The sequence below is a fragment of the Novosphingobium sp. BL-S-19 genome (assembly GCF_055521675.1).
The window spans coordinates 1,204,884-1,218,199 of record NZ_CM145498.1 but is presented as its reverse complement, the minus strand read 5'-3'; the positions used below and the strand labels follow the sequence as shown (position 1 = coordinate 1,218,199).

The following is a 13,316-nucleotide window of genomic DNA, read 5'->3' as shown; positions in this document are numbered from 1 at the left end:
TGGCTCCCTTCGGCAGCGACGCGGCGCGACTGTGGCACAGGCGCCTGACACTATGCGAAAAGTGCGGGGCGATGCGCGGACGGGCAATCCCTCCTAAGGCGATGGCGACGTGTCATTGGGGAGCGGCCACCATCTCCTTCGGCGTAAGACCCCGTTGGGAGGATGCCCCACGGCGGTTCAAAGCTCACAGGCCCAAAGGACACTGTTCCAGAATCGTCGCCGGGCCCGCCATGGCGGAGGCGTTGGCGCCCTTACGCCGCGCCGATGCCTTGCAGCTTCATGTGCAGGGTGTGGTGATCGAAGGGCTTGATCACATATTCGTCCGCACCCGCTTCGATGCCCTTGCGGATATCGCCGTTTTCGGAGTTGGTGGTGCAGAACACGACCTTGGGCCGGTGCGTGCCCTGCATCCCGCGCAGCGCAGTCACGAATTCCAAGCCGCCCATCAGCGGCATGTTCCAGTCCAGCAGGATCAGATCGGGCATCGCGGCCACGCACTTGCTGAGTGCTTCCTCGCCGTTTTCCGCCTCCGACACGGTATAGCCCAGCGCCTCCAGTATCCGGCGCGACACTTTGCGGATCACGCGCGAATCGTCCACGATCAGACCGCGCCGGCCGCGCGGCGCTTCCGGTGCGGCGGTGGGCGCCGGTTGAGGTACTTGCACGGGCGCAGCCTCGGCCGTGGGACGCGCGGGCGCCTGAGAGCGCTTGATCAGACCTTCAAGAATGACACTTACTCCCTTGCTCACGCGTTCTCGTTGGCCTGAAGGACATTGTCGTGGGACTGGAGGATCTTGGCGACCTTCTTGGCCGTCTCGATCACTTCCTGCTTGTCCTCGGCCACCGGCTCGGGCCGGGGCAGCGATTCGACGTTGAGTTCCGACGGCGTCATGCGGACGTGGATGTAGGGCATCCAGATCTCGCCGAATTCGGCCTTCTGGTACCACAAGTCCACGACATCGTAGGAAACCCAGAATCCGCTGGGATCCTGCAGCCTCACGCCCTCGCCGATGCGGGGCACGGCGGCGAACCGCACGGTCTCCTGCGTCTGGCGCGTCTCGTTCTGGACTTCGATCTCGATCACCGCACGGTCTCCCTCGCTTGCCCGACAGGCTAGGGGGAAATCCTTGCTGAAAAGGAAATTTTACCAAACTTGCGCGCAGAGATCATCGCGAAGCGGCAAAGCGCCGGTTTCCGGTCTCCGCGAATGCGCCCGCCTATACTCTTGGTTAATTTATTGCGCCGCATAAGCCCCCGGGACTGCCTGGGGCGCAGCCTTGGGTTTGGGGGCTCTTTAATGGACGAATTGCTCGAAGACTTCGTCGCCGAAATCCGCGAAATGCTGGAAGCGCTGGGGGGCGAACTGATTTCCTGGGAGGAAGACCCGGGCGATCGCGCGCGCCTCGATTCGATCTTCCGCTTCCTCCACACCGTGAAGGGCAATTGCGGTTTCGTGGACCTGCCGCGCCTGGAAGCGCTCAGCCATGCGGCAGAGGATGCGCTGGCCGATGTGCGCGCCGGGCGCCGCACTGCCGATGCCGCGCTCGTCAGCGGCGTGCTGGCGGTGATCGACCGCGTGGGCGACATGGTGGACGCCATCGAGGCGGGCGAGACATTCCCCGAAGGCGGTGACGAGGCATTGACCGCCGCGCTGCAACCCGCCGCCTCCCCAGTGACCGCGCTGGCGGCGCCTGCTGCTCCGGCCGCCTTGGCCGGATCGCGCACCGCCCAGCCGCAGCGCACGATCCGCATCCCGGTCGAACTGCTGGACAAGGTGATGAGCGGCGTGTCCGACATGGTGCTCGCCCGCAACGAACTCTCCCGCCACTTGCGCGAGAGCCAGGTGGAACCGCAAGTCCACGAGCCGTTCGACCGCCTCTCCGCGATCATCGCCGACGTGCGCGACGCGATGACGCGCACGCGCATGCAGCGGATCGAAAGCCTGTTTTCCGGCCTGCCCCGCATGGTGCGCGATCTGGCCGCCGAACTGGGCAAGCAAGTGCACGTGGAAATCGCCGGCAACGACGTGGAGCTGGACCGCGAGATGGTGGAGATCATCCGCGACCCGCTGACCCACATCGTGCGCAACGCCATCGACCACGGCATCGAAGTCGTGCCGCTGCGCCGTGCCGCGGGCAAGCCGGAAGTCGGCCGCCTGACCGTCTCTGCCCGCCAGACCGGCAACAAGATCCTGATCGACATCGTCGACGACGGACGCGGCATCAACGAAGCACGCCTGATCGAAAAGGCCGTAACTGCCGGAATCATCGGCGCGGAAGAGGCCGCCTGCCTCACCCGCGCCGAAGCCTTCGAACTGATGTTCGAGGCCGGGCTCTCCACGGCCGAGACGGTCACCGCGATATCGGGTCGCGGCGTCGGCATGGATGTGGTGCGCGCCAATATCGAACGCATCGGCGGCTCGATCGAGATCGATTCGACGCCCGGCATGGGCACCCGCGTCACCCTGCGCGTGCCGCTGACGCTGACGATCATTCCCGCCGTCACCCTTGGCATCAGCGGCCAGCGCTTCGCCATCCCGCGCAGTTCGGTGGAGGAGATCGTCCACCTGACCGAAGGCACGCTGGAGATCGACGAAGTGGGCGGCGCCATGCTGGCGCGCATTCGCGATCGCCGCCTGCCCTGCCTCTCGGCCGGGCGCGTGCTGCGCCTGTCGGACGATGCCTGCGACGCATCGCGCCCGGTCATCGTGCTACGTCACGCCGGCGGCGGCTATTTCGCGCTGATGGTGGACGAGGTTTTCGGGCACGAGGAACTCGTCATCAAACCCGCCGCGCCCGCGATCATCGCCACCGGGCTCTACGCCGGCACCACGCTGACCGACGACGGCCATCCGATCCTGCTGCTGGAAGTGAGCGGCATGGCGCGCGCCGGCGGCCTTGGCGTCGACGCCCTGGAACGCCGCGCGCGCCTGCCCGACCTTGGCCCCGCCCTGCCCCGCCGCACGATGCAGGTTCTGCTGTTCGACGCGCTGGACGGCACCCGCCGCGCCATGCCGGTGGGCGTGCTGGACCGGCTGGAGGAAGTCTCCCCCAATGCGATCACCCTGGAGGGCGACCGCAAGCTGGTGGTGATCCGCGAAAGCATCCTGCCGCTGGATGGCCTTACCGCGCTGAGCGAAGTGGGCGAAACCCTGCGCCTGCTGCGCCTGACCGACGGGCGCGGCGCCGACGAGCGGCGCGAGATCGCTTATGCCGTGACCGAAGCGCTGGAAATCCGCGATGTCGATGCCGCCGTGATCGCATCCGGCGGTGCGGAGGATGAAGATCCCATCGTCCTGATCGACGGCGTGGCAACGCGGATCGTGGCGCCCTACCAGCTTTTCGCGCGCCATTCGCGCTCGCCTTCGCGGGTGGTCCGGCCGGTGTGCCGCCTGCCTGCCGACGATGCCTGGATCCAGAATTTCGTGCGCCCGATGGTGGAAGCGGCCGGCTACCGCGTGATCGCGGCAGACACGCCGGACGAAGCCGATCTGGCCATTCTTGCGCACGATCACGGGCTCGACGCCAAACCTGCGCGCGAAGTGATCCGCCTGCGCACGGACCCCGGGGAGACGGGCGATTCCAGCATCTACCGCTACGATCAGGCCGCGCTGATGGGCGCCCTGCGACGCCACGCCGGGAGAGCCTGAGCATGCAAGAGCTTCTCGTCATCGTCACGCTGGCCGGCCGCCGCATTGCGCTGCGTTCGCGCGATGTGCAGTCGGTCATCACGCTGGAAGTCATGACGCCGGTGCCTTGCGCACCGCCGCATATCGCCGGGCTTTCCGGCCTGCGCAGCCGCGTGCTGACCGTGATCGACGGCCGCCGCGCGCTCGATCTGGGCGATAGCGACCGGCGCGGAGCCGGCGCCCCGGCCGCCGTCATCGTCCACGAGGGGCATTCCTATGCCCTGCTGCTGGACGAAGTGGAGGACGTGACCGAGGCTTGGAGCCAGCCGGAACCGGTCCGCGCGCGGATGGACGGCAACTGGGCGGCCATGTCGCACGGTCTTGTCGAAACCGCGCTGGGCCCGCTGTTGGTGGCAAATGTCGCCGCACTGATTGCGGGTCCGGAATATGAAATTCTCGAGTCTTTGTGAGAATGCCAATTGGCATTCTCAGAACGGCACCGGCCCACTCCCCCACCCGACCGCCCACGAGTGTATCCTGATGGGTGGTCGGGTGGTGGAGTGGGCTGGTGCCGCTCAAAATGCGCCTTCAGCGCATTTTTAAATAAAGTCCCGCTTAAACTCTTGGTTACGTAAAACGACTAGTATCGGGCTCTGGGGATAAGGAAGCGTACTATGAAAACCTGCCTGATCGTCGACGACTCGCGGTTGATCCGCAAGTTCTCGCGGCAATCGATGGAGGCGCTGGGCTTCACGGTCAGCGAGGCCTGCGATGGGCAGCAGGCGATGCTCAGCTGCGAAGTGGCCATGCCCGACGTGATCCTGCTGGACTGGAACATGCCGGTGATGAGCGGCATCGAATTCCTGCGCCTGCTGCGCCAGACCGGCCATTCCAATCAGCCCAAGGTGGTGTTCTGCACCACCGAAAGCGATTCCGCGCATATCGAAGCGGCCATTGCCGCCGGTGCCGACGAATATGTGATGAAGCCCTTCGATCACGATACGCTGCACATGAAACTGCAACTGGTCGGCGTCGCCTAAGCGCTGGCGAGAACCGATGCCCCTGCCTTCGCTGCGCCGGCGCAACGCCCGCGTAACGCTGTTGCCGCCCGTGCGGCTGATGATCATCGACGATTCGCTGGTGGCCCGCACCGCGCTGAAGCGCATGGTGGAAGGGGCCGACGGCCTTGAAGTCACCGCCATCGCCAGCAATGCCGAAGCCGCGCTGGACGTGCTGCGCGAAAGCCGCGTCGATGTGATCCTGCTCGATCTGGACATGCCCGGCATGGGTGGGCTGGAGGCACTGCCCCGTTTGATCGAACGCGCGCGCGGGGCCCGCATTCTGGTCGTCTCCTCGCTCACCATCGATGGTGCGGCGGACACGCTTTCCGCATTGGCGCTGGGCGCGGCGGATACCATTCCCAAGCCCGTCGCGCGCGGCTTTCACGGCGATTACCGCGATCTGCTGCTCGGCAAGATCCGCGAACTGGGCCACGCCGCCACCCCCGCGCCCCACACGCTGCGGCGCGAAACACCGCCGCCTGCCAGGCTGCGTAAACCCCTTGGCAGTCCGGCGCACAAACCTGCTGAAGTGCTGGCCATCGGTGCCTCCACCGGCGGCGTCCACGCGCTGGCCAGCCTGTTCGCGGCGCTGCCCCGGCAACTGGGCGTACCCGTGGTCATCACCCAGCACCTGCCGCCGGCGATCATTCCCTATTTCGCGCGCCAGATTCGCACCGCCTCCGGCTGCGAGACCGTGCTGGCCGAAGACGACATGCCGCTGGAACCGAACCGCGTGCTGATCGCGCCCGGCGATGCGCACATGGCGTTCCGCCGCAAGGGCGAAGCGCTGGTCGTGCGGCTGGATCGCACACCGGCCCCCAGCGGCTGCCTGCCTTCTCTGGACGTCATGTTCGCCTCTCTCGCGGAAGAAATGGGTGACTGCACGCTGGGCGTCGTGCTTTCCGGCATGGGCCGCGATGGGGTACTGGGTGCGGCACGCGTGGTCGCAGCCGGCGGCGCGATCCTGGCGCAGGACGAGGCCAGCTCCGCCGTCTGGGGAATGCCGCGCGCGGTGGCGGAAGCCGGGCTTGCCAGCGCCGTGCTGCCACCCGAACAACTGGCCCAGCGCGTGATCGGCGGAATCGGAGCGCTGTCATGCAAGTGAGCCTCGCTTCCGAACGCCTGCTGGCCGATCTGCTGAAGGCGCGCACCGGGCAGGAACTGCCCGACAACCGCCGCTGGCGCATCGGCTCGGCGCTTTCCGGCCTCTGCCGCGAATACGGCATCACCAGCATCGATCAGTTGATCGCCACCTTCTCGCCCACGCGCCAGACCACACTGGCGCGGCAGATGGTGGAAGCGCTGCTGAACAACGAGACCTATTTCTACCGCGACCGCGCGTTCTTCGATTATCTTACCGGCCAAGTCCTGCCCTCGCTGGCCGAAACGCGGGCGGAGACCCGCACTTTGACGATCTGGTCGGTGGGCTGCTCCACCGGGCAGGAGGCACTGACGCTGGCAATGATCTTCGCCAGTCAGGAAGCGCGCTGGGCCGGCTGGACGATTTCCATCCTGGGCACCGACGTTTCCGGATCGGTGATCGAAGTGGCGCGCAAGGGCGTCTACACCCCGTTCCAGATCCAGCGCGGCCTTGCCATGGGCGAGATGATCAAGTGGTTCGAGGAAACGCCGCAAGGCTGGCGCGTGCGCGAACGTCTGCGCCGCATGACGCGGTTTGAGGAGCACAACCTGCTCGATCCCCTGCCCCCGCTGCCCGGCGGCCAATCACCCACATTCGACATCGTGCTGTGTCGCAACGTGCTGCTCTATTTCGATGCCGCCACGCGCGAGCGCGCCTTTGCACGCGTGGCCAATGCGCTGGCGCCCGATGGCTGGCTGATGCTGGGCGCGGGCGAGACGACGCACGGGCTCACCGACCGCCTTGCCCCCGAACGCGGTGCCCCCGGCTTCTTCCGCCATGCGAAGATCGCGCGCCGCACCCGCGCGGCTTAAGTCTTATTTAAGCGTAATTCCCTAGGCACTTGCTCCATAGTTTGCCGCTGTCTTCTAAAGCAGTTTTCGACCCGGCTGCGCCGGATCGACTGCTCTAGGTTTTTGGTTTGACGCATTTTCCGAGTCATCAGGTGATCCCACCTGATTAGAAAATGCTCTAGGGGGAAGAGTGCAATGACCGAAATGGCTGCCGCGCCCAAGCGCGACTGGTTCTGGCGCCGGTCCATCGTCACCAAGATTCGCATTATCATCGGCATTTTCCTCGTCATGTCGGTGACGATCGCCACCGTCGCCTCGATCGCGCTGACCAAGGTGAAGGACGATGCCGCGCTGACCGCGAAACTGCACGGATCCGCACTCAGCGCCGCCGATGCCTGGACCGACGTTGCACAAGCCATGCAGCAGTTGGACAGGGCCCGCGCGAAGGATTCCGGCGTGGACGCCGCGCAGATCGTCGCCACCCGTGCGCTGATCAAGTCCGCTACAGACAAGCTGGGCAAGGCGCGCATCGCGCTGGACAATGCCGATCCCGGCATCGACCTGTTGTTCGATCACCTGACCCCGGCGCTCTCCGGCTTCGACGCGCAACTCGCTGCCAGCCAAGCGCAGGACGCCGCTACCTCGGATCCCTCGGTGGCGATGGCCGACATTTCCGGACAGGTGGCGCAGATCAAGGACGTGCTGGCGCAGCGCACCCAGTCGCTTGAAGGCAGCCGGGACAGCTTTATCGGCTGGAGCGAACTGCTGATGTTCGTCTTCGCCGTGGTCGCCGCGCTGAACGGCGTGTTCGCGCTGATCGTCACCCGCCGCAACATCACCGGCCCGCTGGCCGACATGGCCGACGCCATGGTGAAACTGGCCGAAGGCGACCGCGAGATCGACGTGCCCGGCACCGATCAGGTGAACGAGATCGGCGACATGGCCCGATCGCTGGAAACCTTCCGCCGTGGCTACTTGCGCCTCGACAAGATGCGCAAGGAAGCCGCCGCCGCCGCCGAAGTCGAGATCGCCCGTCAGGAAGACTTGCGCCGCGAGCGTGAGATGGCGCGCGACCAGCGCAAGAAGATCGTGCTCGATCTGGCCGAGAAGTTCGAACAGAGCGTGGGTGAGATCGTCAGCGGCGTCGCCTCCGCCTCCAGCCAGTTGCAGTCCACCGCGACCTCAATGGCGAAGTCGGCCGAACACGCCGCCTCCACCACCAGCGAAGTATCGACCGCGATGGGCGAAGCGTCGGCCGGCGTCACCGCCGCCGCTGCCGCCAGTGACGAGTTCGCCATGTCGATCCACGAGATCAGCCGTCAGGCCGCGACGTCCGCCGAACTGGCGCGGCAGGCCAGCGAGACGACGGCCAATGCCGATGCCACCATCGCCAAGCTGGCCGTCTCCGCCGAGCAGGTGGGGCAGATCGTCAAGCTGATCCATTCGATCGCCCAGCGCACCAACCTGCTGGCGCTCAATGCCTCGATCGAGGCCGCGCGCGGTGGTGAAGCCGGTCGCGGCTTTGCGGTCGTGGCTGCGGAGGTCAAGGAACTGGCCGCGCAGACCAGCAAGGCCACCGACGAAGTGGCCGCGCAGATCGGCGAGATTCAGGCATCGACCACCGGCAGCGTCGCGGCTCTCCGCGCCATTGCCGAGGACGTCGCGCAGCTTGAGGCCACTTCGGTTTCGATCGCCGCCGCCGTCGATCAGCAGTCGGTCGCGGGTCAGGACCTTGCCCGCAGCATTGACCTTGCCGCGCGCAGCACCGACGATGTGACCGGGCGCGTGGAAGACGTGCGTGAAACCTCGCTGGCGACCGGCGCGGCAGCATCGCAAGTGTTGTCTTCCTCCACCGAACTGCAGCTTCAGGCCGCGATCCTGAAGAATCAGGTGGAACGCTTCCTCGGCTCCATCCGCAGCCCGGAAATGCCGGAGGATCGCATTCCTTCCTATCCCGTCCAGCACGACTGGGAACGCGAAGTGGAAGCGGCGGAATAAGCGCCGAAAACGGACCGACGCCGGGCGGGGTCAATGGCCTTGCCCGGCCGGCTTTCGGGCGATAGCTGGAAGCCATGCCGATCACTTCCCCCGCTTTCCGCGCCGCCCTTTTCCTCACCGCTCTGGCATCGCCTATCGCTGCCCATGCTGCCCCTAACGAGATGGCGCGCTGGAAGGCGCAGGCCGCGCGCGTCACCGTGACCCGCGACGACTGGGGCATCGCCCACGTCCACGGCAAGAGCGACGCCGACGCCGTGTTTGGCGCGATCTATACGCAGGCGGAGGACGACTTTCCCCGTATCGAGGCGAACTACCTCACCGCCCTTGGCCGCACCGCGGAAGCCGATGGCGAGAAGGCGATCTGGCAGGACTTGCGTCAGCGCCTCTTCGTCGATCCGGAAGAGCTGAAGGCGCAGTATCGCCAGAGCCCGCAATGGCTGCGCGCGCTGATGGACAGCTGGGCGGACGGGCTGAACTACTACCTGGCCACCCATCCCACCACGAAGCCCAAGGTGCTCACCCGGTTCGAGCCGTGGATGGCGCTTTCCTTTACCGAAGGCAGCATCGGCGGCGATATCGAGCAGGTTTCGTTGACGAAGCTACAGGGCTTTTACGAACACCGCCGCATTCCGCCCACCGCGCTGGAAACCGGCGCGCTGATGAAAGAGCCCAGCGGCTCCAACGGCATCGCCGTTGCGCCCGCCAATACAGCGAATGGCCATGCACTGCTGCTGATCAACCCGCACACCAGCTTCTACTTCCGCGCCGAACTGCAGATGACCAGCGATGCCGGCCTCAACGCCTATGGCGCGTCCACCTGGGGCCAGTTCTTCATCTATCAGGGCTTCAACCCCCAGATCGGCTGGATGCACACCTCCTCCACCGTCGACAATATCGACCAGTTCGCGGAGAGCATCGAGAGCAAGGACGGCCGCACCGTCTACCGCTACGGCAACGAACTTCGCCCCGTGGAAACGCGTGAGATCGCCCTCTCCTTCCGCCAGCCGGACGGCACGATGGCTTCGCGCAGCTTCACCACTTATCGCACCCATCACGGCCCCATCGTCGCCGAAGATGGCGGCAAATGGATTGCCGAGGCGTTGATGTGGAAGCCGATCCCGGCGCTTCAGCAAAGCTGGCTGCGCACCAAGACCAGCGATCTTGCCTCCTACATGAAGGTTGCCAGCGCGCAGGCCAATTCGTCCAACGATACGCTGCTGGCCGATGCCAAGGGGGAGATCGCCTACCTCCACCCGCAATTCGTGCCGCTGCGCGACAATCGCTTCGACTATCGCGATCCGGTGGACGGCGCCGATCCGGCGACCGACTGGAAGGGCCTGCACGCGGTGGATACCCTGCCCAATGTGCTCAATCCCAAAGTCGGCTGGGCCCACAACACCAACGACTGGCCGTGGGACGCCGCCGGGCCGGACAGCCCCAAGGCCGCCGACTTCCCTCGCTACATGGATCAGGTGGGCGCCAACTATCGCGGTGTCCATGCCGACGAAGTGCTGACCGGTAAGAATGATTTCACGCCCGAACGCCTGATCGCGGCCGCTTATGACAGCCACTTGCCCGCCTTCGCCGTGCTGCTGCCCCAGCTTGCCGCCGATTACGACGCCCTGCCCGCCACCGATCCGCTGAAAGCGAAGCTTGCCGCGCCGCTTGCCCTGCTGCGGGGATGGGATTGCCGCTGGGGCTATCCGTCGAAGGAGACGACGCTGGCGGTGTTCTGGGGCGATACGCTGGGCGGCCAGTTCAATGCCGATGCCAAGAAGGCGCGGCTGAACCTGCCGGACTTCATCGCCAAACGCACCACTCCCGCCCAGCGCCTTGCCGCCCTGTCCGAAGCGGTGGACCGGCTGACGCGCGACTTCGGCAGCTGGCAAGTGGCATGGGGAGAGGTCAATCGCTTCCAGCGGCTGGATGCGGCCATCACGCCGCATTTCGACGATGCCCAGCCCTCGCTTCCCGTGCCGTTCACATCGGCGATCTGGGGCTCGCTCGCCTCGTTCGGGGCCAAGCCTTACCCGAATACCACCAAGTACTACGGTACCAGCGGCAACAGCTTCGTCGCCGTGGTGGAGTTCGGACCGAAAGTGCGCGCCTGGGCGGTGAGCGCCGGCGGCCAGAGCGGCGATCCGTCCTCGCCCCATTTCCGCGATCAGGCGCAGCGCTATGCCGATGGCGCGCTGCGGGCGGTGTACTTCTATCCCGAGGATCTGGCCGGGCATGTAACGCGGACGTACCGGCCGGGGGAGTAACCTCGCGCCCGGACCGCTCCCCCTCGTCCCACACCTCGTCGCCCCCGCGAAGGTGGGGGCCCCGCTTTTCTTGAGTTCACGCGGAGGCACGGAGAGACGGCGCAGCAAACCACCTCTCCGCGCCTCCGCGCGCCAAGAAAGGAAGCGGGATCCCCGCCTCCGCGGGGATGACGAGGGTTGTTGTTAGATGACGGAATAGTCGGCGGAGGGCGGCAAATAGAAAGGCCCGCGGATCATAGGATCCGCGGGCCTTTGCTTTACCCGAAGGCTGGAACGGTAACCGTCAGGCCACGTAGGCTAGTCGTGCCGAACCGCGCATATCGCCCGTGTCGAAACGCGCCGCCTGATCATTGAGCGAGGTCGCCTCGGTCGTCAGGTTGCGTGCAGCGGCGGAGGTTTCCTCCACCATCGCAGCGTTCTGCTGGGTCGAGTGGTCCATGGTCGAAACCGCCACGCTGATCTGGCTGATCGCGGTGGATTGCGCCTGGTTGTCCTCCGCCATCTGGCCGAGCAGCTTGTGCACTTCGCCCACGCCGCCCGAGATATGCTCGAACGCACCGTCCACGCGCTGCACGGCGTCGACGGCGGTGACGATGTCGGTCTGGGTCACCGTCAGCTGGTCACGCGCGCGCTTGGCCTCTTCCTCGGCCCGCATGGCGAGCGCGGAGACGAGATCGGCAACCACGGCAAACCCGCGACCGGCATCGCCCGCACGGCCAGCCTCGACTGCCGCGTTCATGGCAAGAACGCGGGTCTGGAAGGCGATCTTGTCGACGCCCTCGATCACCTGATCGATGCCCTTAGCGCTCTGGCTGACGCGGTCCATCGCCGCGACCGCTTCCCCTGCAACCGCGCGGCCGCTGGAAACGGTGGTGAGCGCGTCATCGGCGCGGGTGACGGTCTGCGCTGCGGCAGAAGCCGAAGCCCGGATCCGCTGATCGATCTGCACCAGCGCAGCCGAAGTTTCCTCAAGGCTGGCGGCATTGGCTTCGGTACGGCGGGCAAGGTCTTCCGATGCCTGCGCGATTTCCATCGAGCCCGAACGGATGCCCCCGGCGCTGAGCGCGACGGCACCAATCATCCGGCGCAATTCGCCAAGGGCCGCGTTGAAGTTGTCCTTCAGCGCGGCGTAGCCTGCCGGGAATGGCACCTTGATCTCGGCCGTCAGGTCGCCGCGCGTCAGTGCGTCGAGCCCTGCGCCCACGGCGCTGGTGACGATCTTCTGCTCCTCGGCAGCGCGGTGATCCGCTTCGGCACGGTCGGCCGCAGCCTGACGGAACACGTCGGCGGCGCGGGCCATGGTGCCGATTTCGTCCTCACGGTCGAGTTCGGGGATCGCGCAGTTCTCACCCTTGGCAAGACGGTCCACGGCGTCGCTCAGCTTGGCCATGGGACGGCCGATGATGCCGCCCGCGGCAAAGAACAGGCTGGCGAGAACCGCGCCGACGATGACCAGGCCGCCGATCACCAGCTGCCAGCCGATCGAGCGTGCGGGGGCAGAAACGGTCGCTTCGGGAACGTCGAGCACCAGCGCCCAGGTGGCGTTGAGGTTGTCGAGCGCGATCGGCAGGATCACGCGGCGCGTCGCCACGCCGCCGATTTCCAGATCGGGCAGAACCTTGGTCTGGCCGGTGGAGAGTGCCGCCTTGACATCGTCAAGGCCGGGTTCGGCATAAGTCTTGCCCAGCACGGCGGCGTCGGGGTTCGCCACCCAGGTCGCGGAGGAGGACAGCAGCATGACGCGGCCGGTGCCGAACGGCTTCAGCGCGCCAAGGCGCTGCGAGATCGTGCCCAGTTCCATGTCCACACCGACCACGCCGATCACCTTGTCGCCCGAACGGACCGGCTGGGTGATGGAGGTCATCAGCACCTGCTTGCCGTCCAGATCGTAGGCATAGGGATCGACCAGCGCGCCCTTGCCGCTGTCGAACGCCTGGCGGAAATACGGCTTTTCGAAAGCGCCCGCCTCGTTGTTGGGCTGCATGGTGAGGACGCCGTTGCTCTTCACCCAGTAGGGCGAGAAATTGCCGTTCGGCGCAGAGCCCGGCAGGTTGCCCTTGCCCGCTTCGGGACCGTCCCACTGGCCGGGGGTGATCATCACCCAGCTGCCCAGCGCGGCCTTCGATTCCAGCAGATCGGTCTTCAGCACCGTCACCGCCACGCCGCGATCGCGCGTGCCGCTGGCGTGCATCTTGCCGAGCGCAGAGCTCATGGCGCGGGCCGTGGCTTCGAAAGTGGCGAAGTCGGCCTTCACCTGATTACCTTCGGCTGTGGCCTGGGCGACGGCAGCGTCGTCGGACAGTTTGCCGACGGCGTTGCCCGTCTCGAAGACGACGGCGGAAAAGCCGAGCAGCAGCAGCAGCGCGATCGCCAGCCCGGCGACCGTCATCAGCTTGCCCGCTATGTGCATGCGGCGGAACAGGTCAGTCATTG

The 13,316-nt window shown here is 66.2% G+C and carries 10 protein-coding genes; 7 read left to right on the top strand and 3 right to left on the bottom strand.

The window, feature by feature from the left end; all coding sequences use genetic code 11:
• Positions 1-251: 251 nt before the first annotated feature.
• Together ACZ1JV_RS14080 and ACZ1JV_RS14075 are read right to left on the bottom strand one after the other, a co-directional pair.
• Positions 252-665: a response regulator gene (locus ACZ1JV_RS14080; protein WP_465138503.1), complete on the bottom strand. Its 414-nt coding sequence runs from the start codon at positions 663-665 to the stop codon at positions 252-254.
• 80 nt (positions 666-745) lie between these two features.
• Complete coding sequence (locus ACZ1JV_RS14075; protein ID WP_465137732.1) at positions 746-1,084, bottom strand: hypothetical protein; 339 nt, start codon at positions 1,082-1,084, stop codon at positions 746-748.
• 213 nt (positions 1,085-1,297) lie between these two features.
• Here ACZ1JV_RS14075 and ACZ1JV_RS14070 point away from each other — a divergent pair, with 213 nt between their 5' ends.
• The 7 genes from ACZ1JV_RS14070 to ACZ1JV_RS14040 all read left to right on the top strand — a co-directional run bounded on the left by ACZ1JV_RS14070 (position 1,298) and on the right by ACZ1JV_RS14040 (position 10,883).
• Positions 1,298-3,649, top strand: a complete 2,352-nt coding sequence (locus ACZ1JV_RS14070; protein WP_465152032.1) for a chemotaxis protein CheA — start codon at positions 1,298-1,300, stop codon at positions 3,647-3,649.
• Positions 3,650-3,651: 2 nt separating this feature from the next.
• Positions 3,652-4,098, top strand: coding sequence for a chemotaxis protein CheW (locus ACZ1JV_RS14065; protein WP_465152031.1), 447 nt, complete (start codon positions 3,652-3,654; stop codon positions 4,096-4,098).
• A gap of 204 nt (positions 4,099-4,302) precedes the next feature.
• Positions 4,303-4,668 (top strand): response regulator, encoded by a 366-nt coding sequence (locus ACZ1JV_RS14060; protein WP_395327372.1) that lies wholly within the window; start codon positions 4,303-4,305, stop codon positions 4,666-4,668.
• Between the two features lie 16 nt (positions 4,669-4,684).
• Complete coding sequence (gene cheB, locus ACZ1JV_RS14055) at positions 4,685-5,794, top strand: chemotaxis-specific protein-glutamate methyltransferase CheB (RefSeq protein ID WP_465152030.1); 1,110 nt, start codon at positions 4,685-4,687, stop codon at positions 5,792-5,794.
• Positions 5,785-6,642, top strand: coding sequence for a CheR family methyltransferase (locus ACZ1JV_RS14050; RefSeq protein WP_465152029.1), 858 nt, complete (start codon positions 5,785-5,787; stop codon positions 6,640-6,642). The genes cheB and ACZ1JV_RS14050 overlap by 10 nt, the downstream gene beginning before the upstream one ends.
• 174 nt (positions 6,643-6,816) lie before the next feature.
• A complete protein-coding gene (locus ACZ1JV_RS14045; protein WP_465152028.1) occupies positions 6,817-8,619 on the top strand; it encodes a methyl-accepting chemotaxis protein in 1,803 nt (600 codons plus the stop codon).
• 74 nt (positions 8,620-8,693) lie between these two features.
• Positions 8,694-10,883 carry a penicillin acylase family protein gene (locus ACZ1JV_RS14040; protein ID WP_465152027.1) on the top strand — a complete coding sequence of 730 codons (2,190 nt, stop codon included), beginning with the start codon at positions 8,694-8,696 and terminating at the stop codon, positions 10,881-10,883.
• Positions 10,884-11,166: 283 nt separating this feature from the next.
• On the opposite strand, the gene ACZ1JV_RS14035 is transcribed toward ACZ1JV_RS14040, so the two are convergent.
• Positions 11,167-13,314, bottom strand: coding sequence for a methyl-accepting chemotaxis protein (locus tag ACZ1JV_RS14035; RefSeq protein WP_465152026.1), 2,148 nt, complete (start codon positions 13,312-13,314; stop codon positions 11,167-11,169).
• Positions 13,315-13,316 lie beyond the last annotated feature (2 nt).